Consider the following 19,686-nt stretch of genomic DNA (forward strand, 5'->3'; position numbering starts at 1 on the left):
GCGAAATAAGGGGCGGTCCTGAGGGTGTACCGGGGCCGGGGCCGGGGCCGGGCTTTCAGCCTGGCGGGAGCAGGGTGCGCAGTTCGTCGGCCACCTTGCTGTCGGTGCCGTCCAGGGCGTCCAGCGCCGCCCTCCACTGTTCGTACGCCTCCTCCTCGCGCCCCTCGTCCCGCAGGAGCAGCCCCCGCTGGTGGCGGGCCAGGCCCGTCGTATGGGTGTCGCCGCGGTGTTCGGCGCGCTCCAGGAGGCCGGCGCACTCGCGGGTCGCGTCCTGCGCGCGGGCGAGGCCGCGCAGCGCCCGGACCAGGCCGAGGCGCGCCTGGGACTCGCCGTGCCAGTCCTCGTACTCGCCGTGGATGCGCAGGCTCTCCTGGAAGTGCGCCAGGGCGGCGGCCGGTTCGCCGAGGGTGAGGTGGGCGTAGCCGATGTTGCAGTGGGCGGACTGACGGACGATGGCGTGCCCGAGGACCTCGCCGATCGCGAGGCTGCGTTCGTGGTGGTCGATGGCGGCACGGGCGTCCGTGTGTTCGTAGAGGTTGCCGAGGTGGCTGAGGGTGATGGCCTCGCTGAGCGGGTCGGCGAGGTCCTCGGCCAGCGCGAGGCTCTGCCGCAGGGCCTCGGCGGACTCCTCGTGGTGGCCGAGCCCTTCGAGGAGGAGGCCGCGGTTGTTAAGGCCGCGCCGTACGCAGGAGACGAGGCCGAGGTCGCGCCAGAGGGCGAGGGCCCGGTCGTTGAGGGCGAGCGCCTCGCGGCTGCGGCCGGACATGAAGTGCATGCCGGCGAGGTCGTTGAGGGCCTGCGCCTCGGCGGCGCTGTCGCCCTCGTGGCGGGCGGCGTCCAGGGCGAGGGCGCCGAGGACGGCCAGTTCGGTGAGGCGGCCCCGGCGCTGGAGGTAGGGGAAGAGGCAGCGGACCAGTACGGGCAGCAGCTCGTGGGCGCCGCCGTGCCGTTCGGCGAGGGCGACGACATTCGCCAACTCGGCGTCGCCCCAGGCGAAAGCGGCGTCCAGGGAGAAGGCGGCGTCCGGCGAGAGGGGCGGGGCGTGCCGGCGGGCCGGGGTGGTTCCGCGCCTTCCGGGGCGGGCCAGGCGGGGCTCCACTCCCCGGAGGCGGTCCGCCCTGTCGAGGCCCTCCGGAAGGATCGCCAGCAGGGTGCGGCGGGCGGACTCCGCGTACCAGAGCAGGGCCTCTTCCACGATGTCCGCGACGTCCACTGCGTCCATGTGGTCCACGACATCCGCGTCGTCCATGTCGTCGCCGGTGGCCGAACCGGTGACCGTCACGGCGGCCCCCTCCGCGTCGGCGGCAGCCGTCTCGCGGGCGAAGTCGCGTACGAGGTCGTGGGGGGTGTAGCGGCCGTAGGCCGTCTCTTCGAGGAGGGCGACGTCGACGAGGCGGTCGAGGGCCGCGCCGGCGCGCAGTTCGTCGACGCCCAACAGGCGGGCCAGGAGCGGCACTCCGTACGTGGGGAGGTCGAGCGCGCCGATCCTGGCGAGGGCGCGGGCGGCGTCGCGGTCGGCGCGGCGCTCCGAGGTGCGCAGGGCCTCCAGGGCGACGGCGAGGGAGCGGCGCACGCTCAGGTCGTCGTACTCCAGGTGGTGCAGCCGGCCGCCGCTGACGGTGAGGAGTTCGGCGAGGGCGTCCGGGGTGAGGGCGCGGCGCGCGGCGAGGCGGGCGGCGATGATGCGCAGCGCCAGCGGGAGGCGGCCCGCCAGTTCGACCAGGGGGTGCCCGGCGTCGAGTCCGTCGCGTCCGGAGACGGCACGCAGGAGCGCGGCGCTGTCCCCGTCGGAGAGGGGCTCCAGCGGGAAGCGGGCCGCGCCGTCGAGGGTCGTCAGCGGCGAACGGCTGGTGACGACGACCGCGCAGCCGGGGCCCGCGGGCAGCAGGGGGCGCACCTGCGCGGCGGTGGCGGCGTCGTCCAGGACCATGAGGGTGCGGGTGGGCGCGAGCAGGGTGCGCAGCAGGGCGGCGGCCGCCGAGGGGTCCTCGCGGGTCCCGGGGGCGGGGCACGGTTCGGCGCCGAGGTCGCGCAGGAGCGACGTGAGGGCCTGGCCGGGGGTGAGCGGGGTCATGCCCGGTGTCGCGCCGTGCAGATTGACGTGGAGCTGGCCGTCCGGGAACTGCTCGCGCAGGTCGTGCGCCACGTGCAGCGCGAGGGCGCTCTTGCCGACGCCGGCCATCCCGGAGACGACGGCGACGCGGGGTCCCGCGCGCAGGGCGTCCCGCAGGGCCCGCACGGTTGCCTCCCGGCCGGTGAAGTGGGCGGGGCCGGGCGGCAACTGGGCGGGCGAGACGCCTCGCGGCCCTGACACGGGCCCCTCGCGTCCCGCGTCTCCGCAGCCACCGTCGGCGTCGGCGTCACTGTGCCGGTCCTGGCCGCCGGCCCCCTCGCTGCCGTCACCGTCTCGGTGCCGGTCCCGGTCACCGGCCCGACCACCCGCCCCCTCGCTGCCCTCACCGTCGCCGTACCCGTTGGGGTCCACGTCCCCGCCCCGGGCGCCGATCCCCTCGCGGACCGGGTGTCCCTCACGGACCAGGTGTCCCTCGCGGACCGGGCGTACGTTATCGCGGACCCGGTGTACGTCATCGCGCCCGGAGACCCCCGTGACACGAGGCTCCCGTACGGCCCCGGGCCGTTCCGTGGTGCCGGACGTCAGGTCCGCGGCGCTCGGCCGCCCCGCAGATCCGGCGGGGTCTGCCATGGCCTCGGGACGCGCCGCGGCCTCCGGAGTCCGCAGTACTTCCTGGTGCGCATGCCGGATGGCCGTCCCCGGTTCCACGCCCAGCTCCTCCACCAGCCTGCGCCGCAGTTCCCGGTGGAGGGCGAGGGCCTCCGCCTGACGGCCCGTGCGGTGGAGCACGAGCATCAGCTGCCGGTGGAACGCCTCGCGCAGCGGATGCTCGGCGACCAGCGCCGCCAGTTCGGGGGCGAGCGCGGCGAGATCGGCGCCGAGTTCCAGTTCGGCGTCGTACCGCCACTCCAGGGCGAGCAGTCGGGCCTCTTCCAGGCGCGGTACGAGGAAATGGTCCGCCAGCGGCTCCGGAAGGCCGCTCAACGGCCTCCCGCGCCACAGCGCGAGCGCCTGCGAGGCGCAGTGGACGACGCGCTGCCAGTCCCGCTCGGCGTGCGCCGCCCGCGTCCGCGCCACCCGGCGTTCGAAGACGCGGACGTCCACCTCGTCCTCGCGGGCCCGCAGCCGGTACCCCGGCGGTACCGCGTGCAGCCGCTCCGGGTCGTCGAGCAGCCGGCGCAACCGTGTCACGTGGTTCTGGAGGGACGCCTGCGCCGACGGGGGCACGGCGTCACCCCACAGCGCGTCCTTGAGGGCGTCGAGCGAGACGACCCCGTCCGGTTCCAGGAGGAGCGCGGCCAGCAGCGCACGCCCCTTGGCGCCGCGCACGGGACGCGGCTCGCCCGTGGCGTCGTACAGCGCGGGCGCCCCCAACAGCCCGAACCGCAGGCCGCCGCACGCCCCGGACCGCAGCCCCGACCGCCGCTCGTCCCGCTCACTCAACGCCGTCTCCCCGTGCCGACCGTCGCTTATCAGCCGACCGTTGGCCATATGTTAGCGATCTGTTGGCAACGCCTGATGTGATCACTACATCGGACCTGACCCGCCGGTACTCGCGCACAGCGCGTAGCTCGGGGGAGTGTCGCCGCCGCGGTCGGGTCCGGGGGCAAAGAGAGAGCCCCGGTCGGCCGAGGTGACCGACCGGGGCTTTTGTCCTGCCCGGGCCCCTCAGGCCGCAGGCAGGCCCTGCCACGGCGCAAGCTTCTCGGGGTTCCGGACCGCCCAGAGGTGTGTGATCCGGCCGCCGACGACGTGGAACGCCAGCACGGTCCGGGTGACACCACCCTGCCGCACCACCAGCCCCGGCCGGCCGTTGACCGTACGCTCCAGGATCGTCATGCCGGCCACCCTGCTCGCGACGGTGACCAGGTGGCGCGCGATCTCCTCGCTCCCGCCGGTCGGCGGGCCGGCGTTCACCAGGCCGCCGCCGTCGGCGAGTCCCCTGGCGTCCGGATCGAGGATGCTCACCAGGGCCTCGATGTCCATGGCCTCCCACGCCCGCTTGAAGTCCCGCACGACCTCGGCCCGTTGAGCGGCGGGCGACCCGTCCGTCGTACGCGTGTCCGCGCTCGCCCCCCGTCCCACCCCCGGCCCGGGAGCCCGCGACGCCCGGACCCGGCGGCGGCCCGAGGAGGCCAGCTGACGGCACGCCCCCTGGGTGCGGCCGACGACCTCGGCCACTTCCGCGAAGGAGTAGTGGAAGACGTCGTGCAGGATGAACGCGACGCGCTCGGCCGGGGTCATCGATTCGAGGACGACGAGGAAGGCCATGTCGACCGACTCGTCCAGCGTGATCTGGTCGGCCGGATCGGCCGCCTCGCCGCCCGTCCGCCCGCTCACCCACTCCGTACGGTCGGGCAGCGGCTCCGGGAGCCATGGACCGACGTAACTCTCCCTGCGGGCCCGCGCCGAGCGGAGCAGGTCGAGGCAGATGCGGCCGGCGACGGTCGTCAGCCAGGCGCCGGGCGACGCGACCGCCCGTCGCCGCTGCGGGGACATGGCGTACCAGCGGGTGTACGTCTCCTGCACGACGTCCTCGGCGTCGGTGAGGGAGCCCATGAGCCGGTAGGCGACGTTGATCAGTTGCCGCCGCTCACGCGTGATCGTGCCCGGGTCCGACCCGGCGTCCGGCCCCCGCCCCGGCTCCGGCTCCGACTCCGGTCGCCCGTCCTCCTCCGCCGCCGCCACGCAGTAGGTGTTCATGGATTCGCCGCTCCCCCTTGGCCATCGGCCGTCGGCCGTGTCCGACGTCACCCGTACGACGAGACGGGCCGGCCGGGATGTGACATGAGCGGCGCCGCCACTCCGGGACCTGGCCCTCCCCCGGCCCCCCGGTCCCTTCGCCGCCCGGAGTCCGGCCGCCGCCTGACATTCCGGCGGCCCGTCTCGTCGTACAGCTGGGAGGGACGCACTCGCTTCCCCACGAGCACCACTACTCGAACGCCACCACTCGAACGCCACCACTCGAACACCGTCTGACCCAACGCTCGGACATCCGCTGATCCAACGAAGGGGATCGCCATGGAAACCCGTCTCGACTTCCACACCAACCCCGTCGCCGCGAAGGTCGTAAAGGTCCTCGCCTCGGCGGCGAAGCCGATCGTGGAGTCGTCCCTCCCGGCGAAGACGCGGGAGTTGGTGCTGCTCCGCTCGAGCCAGATCAACGGCTGCGGCTACTGCGTCGACATGCACACCAAAGAGGCCGTCCACGCGGGGGAGGACCAGGTCCGCCTCAACCTGGTGGCGGCCTGGCGCGAGGCCACCGTGTACACCGACGCCGAGCGGGCCGCCCTGGAGCTGGCGGAGCAGGGCGCCCGCATCGCCGACGCGGCCGGGGGCGTTCCCGACGACGTCTGGGCCAACGCGGCCAAGCACTTCGACGAGGGTCAACTCGGCGCCCTGGTGGCCCTCATCGCCCTGATCAACGCCATGAACCGGCTGAACGTCATCACCCAGCGCCCGGCCGGCGACTACCAGCCCGGCCAGTTCGGGTGACGGCGTCCGCGTCCCGCCGCGGACCTCACCACGGGAGCACCACGCCAGGTACTCGCCCTGAGTGACCCGTCTCCCGGTGACCTCCTCCGGACAGGCCGCCACGGGTCAGGCGCCCCGAGGCGGCCCCTCCGCAGCGAGCGCGGCGAGCGTGTCCAGCGCCGCCGCGAGGACGTCCGTCGGCGGGGACGCGAGGCCGATCCGCACCGCGTCGGCCGCGCGGTACCCGCCGACGGCGAAGGCCGGGCCCGGCGTCACAGCGATGCCCCGGGCGGTGGCCGCCGCGACGAAGGTCTCGGCGCGCCAGGGCGGCGGCAGCTCCCACCAGCAGTAATAGGAGCGGGGGTCGGTACGGATGCGCCCCTTGACCCCCGCCGAGGCGAGGCGCTCCCGCAGGGCCCGTACGAGCGCGTGCCGCGCGGCCGCGTCGGCCCGTTTGGCGGCGACCAGCGTCTCCACGGTCCCGTCGCCCGCCCACCGCACGGCCGCCTCCAGGCCGAAGGCCCCCGCCGCCCAGCCCCCCGACCGCAGGGCACGCGCGAGGGTGTCCCGGTGCGCGGGCGGCACGGCGAGCATGCCGAGGGTCAGCCCCGGGGCGAGACGCTTGGAGAGGCTGTCGATGAAGACGACGCGCTCGGGCAGCAGGGCGGCGAGCGGCGCGGGGGCGTCGTCGGCGAGAAACCCCCAGATGCCGTCCTCGACGACCCAGCACCCCACTTCCCCCATGGTCCGCGCGAGTTGGGCCAACCGTTCCTGGCCGGCCGTGACGGACAGCGGGTTCTGCAGGGTCGGCTGTACGTAGACGGCGGCGAGGGAGGCGCGGCGGTGGGCGTCCGCCAGCGCGCCGGGCAGCATGCCCTCCTCGTCCATGGCGATCGGCACGAGCCGGATGCCGAGCTGTTCGGCGATGGCTCCCACCAGCGGGTACGTGACTTCCTCGACGCCGACGCGGCCGCCCGGGCGGACCAGCGAGGAGAGCGCGGCGGCGATGGCCTGCCGGCCGTTCCCGGCGAAGAGCAGCCGGTCCGGGTCCGGGCGCCAGCCGCCGCGGGCGACGACCGAGGCGGCGGCCTCACGCGCCGCGGCGGTACCGTCCGGCGCGGCCGCCCGGGTGGCCTCCAGCAACACGTCGGCCCGCGACAGCGGCCCGAGCGCCCGCGCCATCAGCTCGGCCTGGCCGTCCACCACGGGGTAGTTGAGCTCAAGGTTGACGGCGGGCGGCCGGGGGAGGTCGTGCCCCTCCTGCCCTCCCGGCTCTCTCCGCTCCGTCAGCGCGGCGCCGCCGGTGTGCGGCGCGGCCGCCCGGACGAAGGTGCCGCGCCCGACCTCGCCGACGACCAGACCCCGTCGCGCCAGCTCCCCGTACACGCGGATGGCCGTGGAGTTGGCGATGCCCCGGCGCCGGGCGAAGGCGCGCTGGGTGGGCAGCCGTTCGCCGCCCCGCAGGGTTCCCGCCTCGATCTCCCGGGCCACCGCGTCGGCCACCTGCCGATAGTCGCTCCGCCGCACCACGCCCCACCACCCCCGCCGTACGCTCCCTCGACATTGCACCGAGAGCAAAGATCCTATTGCACCGAGGAGTTGCCTCGACCTAGCCTCCCCTCATGGCAACCGCACAGCTCAACGGCGTCACCCTCGGCTACGACGACACGGGCGAGGCCGACGCCTCGAACCGGTCCCGCCCCGTCCTCGTACTGCTCCACGGCCACCCCTTCGACCGCTCCATGTGGACCCCGCAGCGGGAGGCGTTCGCCGCGACCCACCGCGTCGTCACGCCCGACCTGCGCGGGTACGGCGCTTCGAGCGTCGTCCCCGGGACCACGGACTTCGCCGCGTTCGCCGAGGACCTGACAGCGCTGATGGACCACTTGGGCGTGGGGCGATTCGCGCTGGGCGGCCTCTCCATGGGCGGGCAGATCGTGATGGAGTGCTACCGCCTCTTCCCCGAACGCCTCACGGGGCTCCTCCTCGCGGACACCTTCCCCGCGGCCGAGACCCCGGAGGGCAAGGCAGGGCGCAACGCCCTCGCGGACCGCCTCCTGGCCGAGGGCATGCAGGGGTACGCGGACGAGGTACGGGACAAGATGGTCGCCCCGTACAACAAGGAGGCGTCCGCCCACGTGCACCGGATGATGCTCGCCGCCCCGCCCGAGGGCGCCGCGGCGGCGCTGCGGGGACGGGCCGAACGTCCCGACTACCGCGCCCTGTTGACCCGGGTCTCCGTGCCGACCCTCGTCGTCGTGGGCCGCGACGACACGTACACGCCGGTCACCGACGCGGAGGCCATGCACGCCGCGCTCCCCGACTCCACGCTGAGCGTCATCGAATCGGCGGCGCACCTGCCGAACGTGGAACGCCCGGCCGAGTTCAACGCGGCGGTCCGGAACTGGCTGAACCGGGTGGGCACGGGAGGGGCGTGAACGGCGCGCTGTCGAGCGGGCGGCGTGCTGGGAGGCGCGGTTCGCTCGGCGCCGGGGCGTGCCTCGCATCCCGCGCCCCGCGCCCCGCACCCGGCACCCCGCACCCGGCACCCGGCACCCCGCACCCCGCACTCCGCACCCCACACCGAAAGGACAGGCGGTTCTCCCCCGCCCCCAGGCCCAGCCCGGCAGGCCCGTCCTTGGGCTCCGGCCCCCTACCAAGCCGGCCCCGCCCCCACCCCGCCGTCCACCACCAGATCCGTCCCGGTGATCCAGGACGCCGCGTCGGACGCGAGGAACACGCAGGCGTCGCCGATGTCCTCGGGCCGGCCGAGCCGGCCGAGCGGCGCCGCGCCCTGCCACCGCTCCACGCCCTCGGGCCACTCCTCGGCCAGCCCCGGCCGGTCGATGAGGCCGGGCGAGACACTGTTGACGCGGATGCCGCGCGGCCCGTACTCCAGGGCGGCCGAGCGGGCGAACATGATCAGGGCGGCCTTGGATGCGCTGTAGTGGGCATGACCGGCGGCGGGACGCGAGCCCTCGATGGACGCGATCTGCGTGATCGTGCCACCGCCCTCCTGCCGCGCCATGAGCGCCGCGGCGGCCTGCGTGCAGCAGAACGCGCTCGTGACGTTCGCCTCGGAGAGCCGCCGCCAGTCCGCGGCCGTCATCTCCGCGAGGTCCTGCACCGGCTGGATCCCGGCGCTGTTGACGAGCGCGTCCAGGCGCCCCTTCCAGTCGTACGCGGCTTCGACCAGCCGATGGCACCGCTCCTCCCGGGACAGGTCCGCCGACAGGGCGACGGCCTCGCCGCCCGCCTCCTCGATCCCCGCGACCAGCTCCCGGGCCCACGCCTCGCCCCGCCGGAAGTGCACGACGACCGCCGCACCGGCCCGCGCGAACCGCCGCACGATCCCGGCCCCGATCCCCCCGCTCCCCCCGACCACCAGCACCACCCGCCCCCGCAGGGACAGCACGTCCGTCCTCTCCCCGTCACTCACTTCCGTCCCTCACTCCCGTCGCCCTCGGCCGGCATCCGCACCGGCTCGCCCGGCCTGCACAGCCGGCGGATGAGCCGCGCTCGTGCCGGATGGCGCGCGGCCAGTTCGTCCGGGTCGGCGCCCTCGTAGTCCTCGGGCAGGAAACCCGGCGCCATCGTCGTGCCGAACAGCGACCACCCGTACCGGCCGCCGCTCGCGACCCGCGCGCCCATCCACGTCCCGGCGGGGACGACGAACTGGACGCACCCGGTCCGCCCGAGCGCGACCAGGCGGTCCGTGCCGTCGGGGGCGAGGAGGAGCAGGTCCAGGGCGTCCCCCTCGTAGAAGTGCCAGACCTCGTCCGTGGGCAGCCGGTGCAGGGCGGAGAAATCCCCCGGGGCATCCGTGAGCAGCACGATGATCGCCGAACCGGCGGGGCGGCCGTCCGCGCCCGGCGGCCCCACCCACGTCCGCCGGAACAGTCCGCCCTCCACCGGCAGCGGCCGCAGCCCGTACCGCGCGGCCACTTCCTCCGCTGTCCCGCCCGTCTCGACCATGGTTCCAACGCTCCCCGGCAAAGCCGCGTCGTAACCGCGCGGCCCGCCGGCCCACCCCCCGTCAGGGCGTGAGCGACCGCCAGATCCGCTCCGGCAGCACGCGCGCCGCCCGGTCGAGGTCGACGTCGTCGATGCCGGACAGGCGGCGGCGCGCGGTCGCGACGATCGGTCCCATGACCAGCGCCTCGATCAGGGGCGCGTCCAGATCGGCGATCTCCCCGGACTCCACGTGCAGCCGCACCCAGGCGGTCAGCGGCGACAGCCTGGCCTCCTGCGTGTCACGGAGCTGCCTGCCCCGCGCCATGCCGAGGCGGTCGGCGTAGGAGGAGTGCAGGAGCCGGGAGGCGTCCGGATGCTCCTGGATGAACGTGAGATACGTCCGTACGAGCGCGCGGACCCCGCCGCGCGCGGTACGGGAACGCTCCACGGCGGCGGCCAGCTCGCCAAGGAGACGGTCGAGCCAGCGCAGCAGCAGAGCACCCATGAGGCCGTCGACGCTGCCGAAGTGATGGTAGAGACTGCCGAGGCTGACGCCGCTGTTCCTGGTGAGGGCGCTGACGGTGACGCCCTGCTCGCCGGACTCGGCGTACACCTGGAGGGCGGCGTCAAGAAGGCGCTCGACGGTTTCCGCGCCGCGTTGTTGCTTGGGGCTCATGGTGCCCACCAGCGTAGACCCACATCCGGAACCCAAGATTTCTGGAGAATGGAACGCTTTTCTAGAAAGATCTTCCAACCGGAAGGACCGATGGTCCACACTGGTCACCGGCCCGGCCGGGGCCGGTGACCGTCCGCGCGGACGGGGGTGCGCACGGGAGCGGCACAGGTCCGGCCGGGAGGCCGGTGAACGGGGAGACGGTGGACGGGGCAGGCGGACAGGGCGCGTTCGACCTCACGGGCAGCGGCGCCGAGCCACTGCGCGAGCGGGACCCGCGGTGGATCGGGACGATCCCGCTGGTGGGCCGGCTCGGGGCCGGCGGCATGGGACGGGTGTATCTCGGCGTCGTCGAGGGGCGGTACGCCGCCGTCAAGCAGATGCTGGCATCCGTCGTCGCCGAGGACGAGGGGTTCCTGCGCCGCTTCGGTCAGGAGATGGACAACCTCGCGCGCCTGCCGGCCGAGGCCACCGCACCGCTGCTGGCCAGCGACCGGGACGCCGAACCACCGTGGTTCGCCACGGCGTACGTCCCCGGCATCACGCTCGCCGAGGCCGTCGAGCCGCACGGCGGCCCGTTGCCCGCCGGCGCCCTCTGGCGGCTCCTGCGGGGAGTGGCCGGCGGGCTCGTCCCGGTCCACGCCCTCGGCATGGTGCACCGGGACCTCAAACCGTCGAACGTCATGCTGACCCTCGACGGCGTCACCCTCATCGACTTCGGCATCGCGCGCGCCGCCGAACAGAGCCACCTGACCCAGACCGGTCTGATCGTCGGCACGCCCGCGTACATGTCGCCCGAACAGGCGTCGGGCAAGCGGCGGTTGGGCAGCGCCTCCGACGTGTTCACGCTGGGGCTGCTGGTCGCCTACGGGGCGAGCGGCCGCTGGCCGTTCAAGGACGGCGCGGAGGGCAGCCCGCTCTACCGCATCGTCCACGACTTCCCGGACCTCGGCCCGCTGCGGGCCCTGGACCCGCGCCTCGCCGAGACCGTCACCGCCTGCCTGGACAAGGACCCCGAGGGCCGCCCGACGGCCGCGGAACTCTTCGCCGCGGCGGCGGAGCACGCCCCCACGCCCCCCAGCGGCCGGCAGGGCGCGGGCTGGCCGCCCCACATCACGGACCGCCTGGCGGGCCGCGCGGCCTTCGCGGCGAAGACGCCCCCGACGTTCGCCCCACCCGCACCGACCCAGGTGCCGACCGCGCCCGCCCCCGTGCCGACGCCCGCACCGGCCACCCCCGAGACCAGCCCCGACGCGACGTCCCGCCCTCCGGAACGCCACCGCCGCACACGCGTCCTGATGGCGGTGGTCCCGGTCGTCGTGATCGCTGCCGGGACGACGCTGGCCCTGCAGAACCTCCCGTACATCACCGACGCGGACCGCGCGACGGACACGCCCCCCTCCGCCTCGACCCCACTGGACCCAGCCGCGTCCCCGGATGCGAAGGGCCCGACGGAGGCATCGGACAAGGCGAAGAAGAAGAAACGGAAGAAGCAGAACGACAAAGACGGCGCGAAGCCGGACAAGGACGACGCCACCAAAGACGACGCCAAGAACGGTCCCGGAACCAACGACGGCGACGGCACAACGGACGGGGACTCATCCGGGTCCGACACCGAGGCCGACTCCGGCAAAGACACCGGCACGGGTACGGGTACGGGTACGGGCTCCGGGTCGTCCGGCGACAAGGATGACGCCGGCCACGGCAACGGAAGCGACGACGACAAGGGCGACGACGACTCCCCCGCGGGGTCCACCACCGGCCCGTTCCGCCTGAAGAACGCCGACAACGGCTCCTGCCTGATCCAGGTCTACGGCTCCGCGGACGACGGCTCGTGCGGCGACCCCAGCGCCTCATGGAAGACGGTGAGCGCCGAGAACAACAGCTTCAAGGTCGTCAACAGGCAGTCCGGCTCCTGCCTGGTCGCCAACATGCTCGGCCAGGCGGTCTTCGTGGGCGACTGCACCCAAGGCGCCGCCCGCCTCTGGCGCTGGGGCTCGAACGCCACCCTGAAGAGCACATCGAACGGCGGCTGCCTGGACCTGGCCTACGGCGGAGGAGTGGCCGCCGCCACCTGCCAGTCCGGCAAGGCATCCCAGAAGTGGACCCGATAACCGAATCGTCTCCCCGTCTCACTCACGCACGTCGCCCAACAATGCGGCGATGTCTCGCGCCGACCAGTGGCCATCGGCCCCCGGACACGCGGCGACGTAGGACGAGACCGCTTCGGCATCCCACATACCGGCGGAAAGCAGGCCGTTGGCCAGGAAGCGTACGTAGGCCATGGACGGCGGAACCCAACGCACATCGTTCATTCCCCATGGGGCCGTGAACGTGAGCACGGGCAAGCCATCGACTCGTCCGGCACAGATCAACGTCTCGTAGCGCCCTCTCCCCAGCACGGCCCGCCCGTGCGTGAGCACCTCGGTCAGGTCGAGGTCGGCGCCCGGCTCCTTGTACATCTCCTGAGCCGCGATGTCCGCGAACTGTTGCGCGGTCACCAGATGCGCCCTGGCCATGACGCGCCCCGGCGCCAGCGGATCGTAGAAGGCCCTGCCTCCTCCCCACACCGGCGACTCAGTGGCGAAGTACATCGCTCCCGTGAGTTCCAACGGAATGGACCGAGCCGGCATAGCGGGGTCGCGGCACCCCGGATACTCCTTCGCCGCCCCTGGCGGACGCCCGCCCTGGATGTACGCGGCGAGCCGCCCCAGATGCATGTTCGACCCGTACGACGTGTACCAAACCCGCTCGGGGCGCGGCTCATGCGGCAGGGACATGACGGTCTCCCGGCACCGACGCCATCCGGTAAAAGCAAAAGCCCCAGGTCACGGCGAGTGAGTCCTGAGGCTTCGGCAGAGCCGCCTTCGGGATTCGAACCCGAGACCTACGCATTACGAGTGCGTTGCTCTGGCCATCTGAGCTAAGGCGGCGCGCTGTCCGCACCATCGTGCGATCAGCAACGCGGCCAAGTCTACACAGTTTCCGGGGGTGCTCCGCACACCCCTCTCGGGGCGGGGGTTCAGCCCTGCGAGCAGCGCTTTCCGTCCGGTGGGGCCTTGCCCTCCAGGAGGTACGCGTTGATCGTCGCGTCGACGCAGCGGCTGCCCCTGCCGTACGCCGTGTGGCCGTCGCCCTCGTAGGTGAGGAGGCGGCCCGAGGAGAGCTGGGAGGCCAGGGCCCGCGCCCAGCGGTAGGGGGTGGCGGGGTCGCGGGTCGTGCCCACGACCACGATGGGCGCCGCGCCCTTCGCCTCGATGCGGTGCGGCTTCCCCGTGGCCTTCACCGGCCAGTACGCGCAGTTCAGCGAGGACCAGGCGAGGCCCTCGCCGAAGACGGGGGAGGCCTTCTCGAAGTCCGGGACGGCCTTCTCGACCTCGGCCGGCGATGTGAAGGCGGGTGGCAGGTCCAGGCAGTTCACGGCGGCGTTGGCGAACATGAGGTTCGCGTACGTGCCGTCGGAGTCCCGCTCGTAGTAACTGTCGGAGAGCGCGAGCAGCGCCGAGCCGTCCTTGTCCTTCATCGCCGAGGTCAGCGCGTCCCGCAGCTGGGGCCAGGCCCCCTCGTCGTACATCGCGGCGATCACGCCGGTCGTCGCGAGGGCCTCGCCGAGTCTGCGGCCGGAGGTGTCGCCGGCCGGCAGCGGCGCGCGGTCCAGCTCGCCGAAGAACGCCTTCAGGCGCCTGCCCGCCGCGGCGGAGTTCCCGGAGCCGAGCGGGCACTCCGCGCCGAGCGCCACGCAGTCCTTGGCGAACGACTGGAACGCCGTCTCGAAGCCCGCCGTCTGGTCGCGGTTCATGCGGCGCGCCGGCAAGGAGGGGTCCATCGCGCCGTCCAGCACCAGGCGCCCCACGCGCTGCGGGTAGAGGTCGGCGTACGTCGCGCCGAGGAACGTCCCGTACGAGGCGCCCACATACGACAGCTTGTCGTCGCCCAGCGCGGCTCGCACGACGTCCATGTCGCGCGCCGCCTCCACGGTCGAGACATGCGGCAGGACGGCCGCCGACCGCTTCTCGCAGCCGGCCGCGAACTCCTCGAAGGAGGTGCGCAGCTGCTCGGTCTCCCGCCTGTCGTCGGGGGTGACGTCGGTCTGCGTGTACGCGTCCATGCTCTTGCCGTCGAGGCAGGTGACGGGCTCGCTGCGGGCCACGCCGCGCGGGTCGACGGCGACCATGTCGTAGCGGGCGCGCACCTCCTCGGGGTAGCCGAGCGCCGCGTACGACTGGAGATAGCCGATCGCCGAGCCGCCGGGCCCGCCGGGGTTCACCAGGAGGGAGCCGAGCCGTCCGCTCCTCTTGGTGGCCTTCTTGCGGGCCACCGCCAGCTTGATGTCGCCCGCCGCGGGCTTGTCGTAGTCGAGCGGGACCTTCAGCGAGGCGCACTCGAAGCCGGCGACACCGCACTCGCGCCAGCCGAGCTTCTGGTCGTAATAGGGGGCCAGCCCCGCAGGCGTCGAACTGGCCAGCGCGGCCATGGAGGTGTCCGCCGTCGAACTTCCCGACGAGCACCCGGAGACGAGCAGCCCGGCGGTCACGAGCAGCGTGCCGCACATGCGGAAGGAGAGCTGGCGGCCGCGGCTGGGTCCGGGGCGGCCGTGACGGCTGATGTCCATCACGCGAGCCTAACTCTCCGAGAGCGGGCGATCACACGTCGTACTCGGCCCTTACTCGTACGGGTGACGCCGTCCAACGGCCGACAACTCGCTGGGCTCCCCGTCGCCGTCAGCCCGCCCGGAGCGCCACCGTCATCGCCTCGACCGCGAGCAGCGGCGCCACGTTGCGGTCGAGGGCCGTGCGGCAGGCGCCGATCGCCTCGATGCGGCGCAGCGTGGACTCGGGCGAGGACGCCAGGGCCAGGCGCTCCAGCATGTCCTGCACCTCGGTGTTGGCGATGGCCACGCGCGAGCCCAGCTGCAGGGCGAGGACATCGCGGTAGACCCCTATGAGGTCGATGAGCGCGAGGTCGAGGCTGTCGCGCTGCGTACGCGTCTTGCGGCGCTTCTGCCGGTCCTCCAGCTCCTTCATCACGCCCGCGGTGCCGCGCGGCATCCGGCCGCCCTGCGACGCGCCGAGCGCGTTCTTCAGGTCCTCGGTCTCCTTGGTGTCGACGTCCTCCGCGACCTGCTTCGCGTCGTCGGACGCGGTGTCGATCAACTCCTGCGCCGCCTTGAGGCAGCCGCCGATGTCCTGCACCCGCAACGGCAGCTTCAGGACCGCGGCCCTGCGCTCACGCGCGCGTGGATCGGTGGCGAGCCGCCGGGCGCGGCCGATGTGCCCCTGCGTGGCGCGGGCGACCGCCGCCGCGACGTCCGGCGCGATGCCGTCCCGTCGTACGAGCACGTCGGCGACGGCCTCCACCGGCGGCGTACGCAGGGTCAGGTGCCGGCAGCGGGACCGGATCGTCGGCAGCACGTCCTCCAGGGAGGGCGCGCAGAGCAGCCACACGGTGCGGGGGGCGGGCTCCTCCACGGCCTTCAGCAGGACGTTGCCCGCGCCTTCGGTGAGGCGGTCGGCGTCCTCCAGGACGATCACCTGCCAGCGACCCACGGCGGGCGACAGCTGCGCCCGGCGCACCAGCTCGCGGGTCTCCTTGACGCCGATGGACAGCAGGTCCGTACGGACCACCTCCACGTCGGCATGCGTGCCGATGAGGCTGGTGTGGCAGCCGTCGCAGAACCCGCATCCGGGGACCCCGCCGAGGGCGCGGTCCGGGCTGGTGCACTGCAGGGCGGCGGCGAAGGCGCGCGCGGCGGTGGACCGCCCGGAGCCCGGCGGGCCCGTGAACAGCCAGGCATGCGTCATCTTCGACGAGTCCGGCACGGGGGTGTGGGCGGCGACCGCGGTCACCTGCGCGTCGGCGTCCCGGGCGGCGGCGCTCAGCTGCTCGCCCACCCGCTCCTGGCCCACCAGGTCGTCCCAGACGCTCACGAGGCCACCACCGAGTCGTCCCACACGCTCATGGGGTCCACCGCCTTACGCCGCGCGCCGCTCCGCGCCGCTCTGTCCGCTCTGCTTGCTCTTGCCGGATTCCCGGATTGCCCATTGTGGGACACGCCACTGACAATCCGGACCGCCCGCCTTCCGGACCGCCCGCTTCCGGGCCGCGCGCCTTCCGGGCGACCCGCCTCCTGCTGCTCGCGGGTGCCTCCGCGCTCAACGCCGACGGCCGCCGCGACGGCCGCGCCCGCCTTGGCCATCAGCGCCACCGGCGTCTCCCGGGTGGCCCTCGGCGTCCTCGGCGTCCTCGCGCGAGCCGAGCAGTTCGTCGGCCAGCGTCGGCAGGTCGTCCGACGGCGTCTCCTCCGCCCAGCGGGACTCCGAGCGCCGCGGCGTGCCCCGCTCGTCGATCTGGGGCAGCTCACGGGTGCGTTCGTTGTCCCCCTCGGGAGCGGGGGCCGCGGCGGGGGCCGCCGGACGCTCGTCCCTGAAGTACCCCGGCGGCACCTTGTCCTCGGTGATGGCGGGCAGCACGGCCGTCTCGTCGGCAGCACCCGGGACCGGCGGCTGCGGCAGCACCGCGGTGTCCTCCGGGCCGGGCCCGTCGGGCCGCACCTGCGGCAGTACGGCGGTCTCGTCGGCCGCCCCGGGAGGCGTCACGACGGGAGTCGGCACCGTGGTCTCGTTGTCCGGCACGGACGGGGTGGACGGCGCAGAAGGCACGGACGGCGCGGACGGGGCGGAACGCTTCGCCGACCCGGCACCCCCAGAAGGCCTGGCCGCCCCGGAGGACTTGGCCGCCCCCGGGGACTTCGCGGGCGCGGAGGGCCTCACCGACGCCCCCGGCACCGCGCCGGAACCGGACGCGGAAGCCGACGTAGAGGACGGCGCAGACGTAGAGGCCGACGTAGAGGCCGCCTCCGCCGCAGCCGCCGCCGCGGAAGCCGCGGACGCCGCCGCGAGCCGCCGCGCCTCCTCGGCACGCAGCAGCGCCTCCTCGGCCTTGCGCTGCTTCTCCCGCCGCCGCTCCTCCGCCTCGGCGCGCAGCCGGGCCTCTTCCTCGGCCTCCCGGCGGCGCCGGGCCTCCTCGGCGGCCCTGAGCTGCTCCTCGGCGAGCAGCCTGGCCTTCTCCTCCTCGGCCTTGCGGCGCGCCTCCTCGGCACGCTTGCGGGCCTCCTCGGCCTGCCGCTCGGCCTCGCGGCGCTGGGCCTCCTCCAGCTCGCGCCGCTTGCGCTCCTCCTCCTCGGCCCGGAGCTTGGCGAGCTGCGCCTGGCGCTCGCGCTCCAGGCGCTCCTCCTCGGCCTTGCGCGCGGCCTCTTCCTCGGCCTTGCGCCGCGCCGCCTCCTCGGCGGCCTTGCGGGCCTCCTCCTGTGCCTTCACCTCGGCCTCGGAGAGCGGCAGGACCATGTCGAGCCGGTGCCGGATCACGGTCGTGACGGCCTCGGGCTCCTTAGAGGCGTCGACGACGAGGTAGCGGCCGGGGTCGGCCGCGGCGAGCGTGAGGAAACCGGACCGCACGCGCGCGTGGAACTCGGCGGGCTCCGACTCGAGCCGGTCGGGCGCCTCCGTGAACCGCTCGCGGGCGGCCTCGGGCGCCACGTCGAGCAGGCACGTCAGGTTCGGTACGAGGCCACCGGTGGCCCAGCGGTTGATGCGGGCGACCTCGGTCGGCGACAGGTCGCGGCCCGCGCCCTGGTAGGCGACGGACGAGTCGATGTACCGGTCGGAGATGACGATGGCGCCGCGCTCCAGGGCGGGCCGTACGACGGTGTCGACGTGCTCCGCGCGGTCGGCGGCGTACAGCAGGGCCTCGGCACGGTGCGAGAGACCGGCCGACGACACGTCGAGCAGGATCGACCGCAGCCGCTTGCCGACGGGCGTCGCGCCCGGCTCGCGGGTGACGACGACCTCGTGCCCCTTGGCGCGGATCCACTCGGCGAGCGCCTCGGCCTGGGTGGACTTGCCGGCGCCGTCGCCGCCCTCCAGGGCGATGAAGAAGCCGGTGGCGCAGGGCGCCTGCGTGGGGTCGTCGCCGCCGCGCAGGGCGTCCCGCAGGTCGTGCCGCAGGGGGACGCCCTGCCGGTCGTCGGCCTTGGCGAGGACCAGCGCGGCCACGGGCAGGAGCAGCGCGCCGACGAGCATCAGGGTGAAGGCGGCGCCTCCGTGGTCGAAGACGAACTTGCCGTTGACCATGCGGTGCGGGCCGATGACGGCGGCGAGCGCGGGGGCCACCAGAGCACCCAGCGCGACGCTCAGCCGGGCGACGGCCTGGAGGTGCTCCGCGGTGCGCGTCCGGCGGTAGTCCTCGACCTCCTGGTCGAGCAGGGCGTGCCCGATGTTCGCGGCGACGCCCGCGCCGATCCCGGCGAGGGCCAGGAGCAGCAGCACGGTCGTCACGTCCGGCACGAGGCCCGCGGCGAGCAGCGCGACGCCGGTGAGGGCGATCGCCAGGGCGAGCAGCCGGCGGCGCGAGAGCGTCCTCAGCAGGGAGGGCGCGGTACGGATGCCGACGACGGAGCCGCCGGTCAGCGCGAGGACGATCAGGCCGTACGTGGCGGGCCCGCCGCCCAGGTCCTTGGCGTGCAGCAGGGCGACGGCGACGGCCGCGGCGATGGCGGCCGCGACGGCGGCGCAGGCGGCGACGAACAGCGGGATCGCGCCCGTGCGCCCCTTGTCGGCGCCGCTGCCGGTGCGCGGCCTGCGCAGCCCTTCGAGCGGGCTCCGCGCGCGGGGCGTCTGCGCGGCGGGCAGTTCGAGGAGGTAGACGATGGAGAGCGACGCGGCGAACAGCCCGGCCGCGAGGAACGAGGCGAGCCCCGCCTGGTGGGACTGGAACCAGTCGAGGCCGGCGCCCAGCAGATTGCTGATGAGCGTGATGCCGACGAGCGCGGCGGCCGCGAGGGGCAGCGCCACGAATCCCGTACGGAGCGACAGGCGCCGCAGCGCGTCCATGTGGTCCGGCAGCGGCCGTACGGTCGCCCCCTCCAGGGGCGGCGCGGGCAGCAGCGCGGGCGCCGCGCTCTCCCGGGCGACCGTCCAGAACCGCTCGGCGACACCGACCACGAAGGACGTCACCAGGATCACCGCGAGGGCGTTGTCCGGCGTCCAGTCGATCCACAGCGGGGCGACGATCAGCAGCGCGGCGCGCACGCCGTCGGCGCCGACCATGGTCCAGCGCCGGTCGAGCGGCCCGTCCGGTGAGGTGAGGGAGGTGAGGGGGCCCAGGAGCACCGCTCCGAAGAGCAGCGTCGCGAGGACGCGTGCTCCGAAGACCGCGGTGATGGCGAAGGCCACGCCGCGGTAGCCGCCTCCGAAGGCGCCTTCCACGATGGCCGACTGGAGCGCGAGAATCACCAGCACGAGAAGGGCGAGCGCGTCGCCGACACTGCCGACGAGTTGCGCGCTCCACAACCGCTTCAGCTGCGGTACGCGCAGCAGAGCGCGGACCGCACGCTCTCGGGAATCTGCGACCAGGGCGTCGTCGGGGGCCGGGATTCCGGCCGTTGGCTGCTCGGCACGCGTCATCCGTCCAGCCTATCTGGACGCGCCGCTTCCCCGTATGCCCACCCGAACAT

Annotated in this window: 13 protein-coding genes and 1 tRNA gene; 3 read left to right on the plus strand and 11 right to left on the minus strand. The window is 74.2% G+C overall.

Annotated features, from left to right (window positions below; all coding sequences use genetic code 11):
- Window positions 1–55: 55 nt before the first annotated feature.
- Window positions 56–3,517, minus strand: a complete 3,462-nt coding sequence (locus ACZ5GP_RS12385; RefSeq protein ID WP_468750811.1) for an AfsR/SARP family transcriptional regulator — start codon at window positions 3,515–3,517, stop codon at window positions 56–58.
- A 225-nt stretch (window positions 3,518–3,742) separates the two neighbouring features.
- Window positions 3,743–4,777, minus strand: coding sequence for a sigma-70 family RNA polymerase sigma factor (locus ACZ5GP_RS12390; RefSeq protein ID WP_468750812.1), 1,035 nt, complete (start codon window positions 4,775–4,777; stop codon window positions 3,743–3,745).
- A 318-nt stretch (window positions 4,778–5,095) separates the two neighbouring features.
- Here ACZ5GP_RS12390 and ACZ5GP_RS12395 point away from each other — a divergent pair, with 318 nt between their 5' ends.
- Window positions 5,096–5,569: a carboxymuconolactone decarboxylase family protein gene (locus ACZ5GP_RS12395; RefSeq protein ID WP_468750813.1), complete on the plus strand. Its 474-nt coding sequence runs from the start codon at window positions 5,096–5,098 to the stop codon at window positions 5,567–5,569.
- Window positions 5,570–5,674: 105 nt separating this feature from the next.
- Here the strand turns inward: ACZ5GP_RS12395 and ACZ5GP_RS12400 are convergent, their stop codons facing one another.
- Window positions 5,675–7,078 (minus strand): aminotransferase-like domain-containing protein, encoded by a 1,404-nt coding sequence (locus ACZ5GP_RS12400; protein WP_468750814.1) that lies wholly within the window; start codon window positions 7,076–7,078, stop codon window positions 5,675–5,677.
- Between the two features lie 92 nt (window positions 7,079–7,170).
- On the opposite strand from ACZ5GP_RS12400, the gene ACZ5GP_RS12405 reads away from it, so the two are divergent.
- On the plus strand, window positions 7,171–7,986 hold the full coding sequence (locus ACZ5GP_RS12405) for an alpha/beta fold hydrolase (RefSeq protein WP_468750815.1): 816 nt from the start codon (window positions 7,171–7,173) through the stop codon (window positions 7,984–7,986).
- Between the two features lie 215 nt (window positions 7,987–8,201).
- Here ACZ5GP_RS12405 and ACZ5GP_RS12410 read toward each other — a convergent pair whose 3' ends face one another.
- From ACZ5GP_RS12410 to ACZ5GP_RS12420, 3 genes are all read right to left on the minus strand, one after another.
- A complete protein-coding gene (locus ACZ5GP_RS12410) occupies window positions 8,202–8,987 on the minus strand; it encodes an SDR family NAD(P)-dependent oxidoreductase (RefSeq protein WP_468750816.1) in 786 nt (261 codons plus the stop codon).
- Window positions 8,984–9,523: a cupin domain-containing protein gene (locus ACZ5GP_RS12415; RefSeq protein WP_468750817.1), complete on the minus strand. Its 540-nt coding sequence runs from the start codon at window positions 9,521–9,523 to the stop codon at window positions 8,984–8,986. The genes ACZ5GP_RS12410 and ACZ5GP_RS12415 overlap by 4 nt, the downstream gene beginning before the upstream one ends.
- A 61-nt stretch (window positions 9,524–9,584) precedes the next feature.
- Complete coding sequence (locus ACZ5GP_RS12420) at window positions 9,585–10,178, minus strand: TetR/AcrR family transcriptional regulator (RefSeq protein ID WP_468750818.1); 594 nt, start codon at window positions 10,176–10,178, stop codon at window positions 9,585–9,587.
- Between the two features lie 185 nt (window positions 10,179–10,363).
- Between ACZ5GP_RS12420 and ACZ5GP_RS12425 the strand changes: the two genes are divergently transcribed.
- On the plus strand, window positions 10,364–12,289 hold the full coding sequence (locus tag ACZ5GP_RS12425) for a serine/threonine-protein kinase (RefSeq protein WP_468750819.1): 1,926 nt from the start codon (window positions 10,364–10,366) through the stop codon (window positions 12,287–12,289).
- 18 nt (window positions 12,290–12,307) lie between these two features.
- Here ACZ5GP_RS12425 and ACZ5GP_RS12430 read toward each other — a convergent pair whose 3' ends face one another.
- From ACZ5GP_RS12430 to tmk, 5 genes are all read right to left on the minus strand, one after another.
- Complete coding sequence (locus ACZ5GP_RS12430; protein WP_468750820.1) at window positions 12,308–12,955, minus strand: histone deacetylase; 648 nt, start codon at window positions 12,953–12,955, stop codon at window positions 12,308–12,310.
- A 79-nt stretch (window positions 12,956–13,034) separates the two neighbouring features.
- A tRNA-Thr gene (locus ACZ5GP_RS12435) sits at window positions 13,035–13,108 on the minus strand.
- A gap of 89 nt (window positions 13,109–13,197) precedes the next feature.
- Entirely contained in the window at window positions 13,198–14,727 is a 1,530-nt protein-coding gene (locus ACZ5GP_RS12440; RefSeq protein ID WP_468751266.1) for an alpha/beta hydrolase, read from the minus strand.
- A 169-nt stretch (window positions 14,728–14,896) separates the two neighbouring features.
- Window positions 14,897–16,102, minus strand: coding sequence for a DNA polymerase III subunit delta' (locus ACZ5GP_RS12445; RefSeq protein WP_468750821.1), 1,206 nt, complete (start codon window positions 16,100–16,102; stop codon window positions 14,897–14,899).
- Window positions 16,103–16,327: 225 nt separating this feature from the next.
- A complete protein-coding gene (gene tmk, locus ACZ5GP_RS12450) occupies window positions 16,328–19,636 on the minus strand; it encodes a dTMP kinase (RefSeq protein WP_468750822.1) in 3,309 nt (1,102 codons plus the stop codon).
- Window positions 19,637–19,686 lie beyond the last annotated feature (50 nt).

The sequence above is a fragment of the Streptomyces sp. NPDC031466 genome (genome assembly GCF_055581265.1).

Coding starts and splice junctions, on each gene's coding strand:
- ACZ5GP_RS12390 (WP_468750812.1), bottom strand. CDS start 4,777: ATGAACACCTACTGCGTGGCGGCGGCGGAGGAGGACGGGCGACCGGAG.
- ACZ5GP_RS12395 (WP_468750813.1), top strand. CDS start 5,096: ATGGAAACCCGTCTCGACTTCCACACCAACCCCGTCGCCGCGAAGGTC.
- ACZ5GP_RS12405 (WP_468750815.1), top strand. CDS start 7,171: ATGGCAACCGCACAGCTCAACGGCGTCACCCTCGGCTACGACGACACG.
- ACZ5GP_RS12415 (WP_468750817.1), bottom strand. CDS start 9,523: ATGGTCGAGACGGGCGGGACAGCGGAGGAAGTGGCCGCGCGGTACGGG.
- ACZ5GP_RS12420 (WP_468750818.1), bottom strand. CDS start 10,178: ATGAGCCCCAAGCAACAACGCGGCGCGGAAACCGTCGAGCGCCTTCTT.
- ACZ5GP_RS12430 (WP_468750820.1), bottom strand. CDS start 12,955: ATGTCCCTGCCGCATGAGCCGCGCCCCGAGCGGGTTTGGTACACGTCG.
- ACZ5GP_RS12440 (WP_468751266.1), bottom strand. CDS start 14,727: ATGTGCGGCACGCTGCTCGTGACCGCCGGGCTGCTCGTCTCCGGGTGC.
- tmk (WP_468750822.1), bottom strand. CDS start 19,636: ATGACGCGTGCCGAGCAGCCAACGGCCGGAATCCCGGCCCCCGACGAC.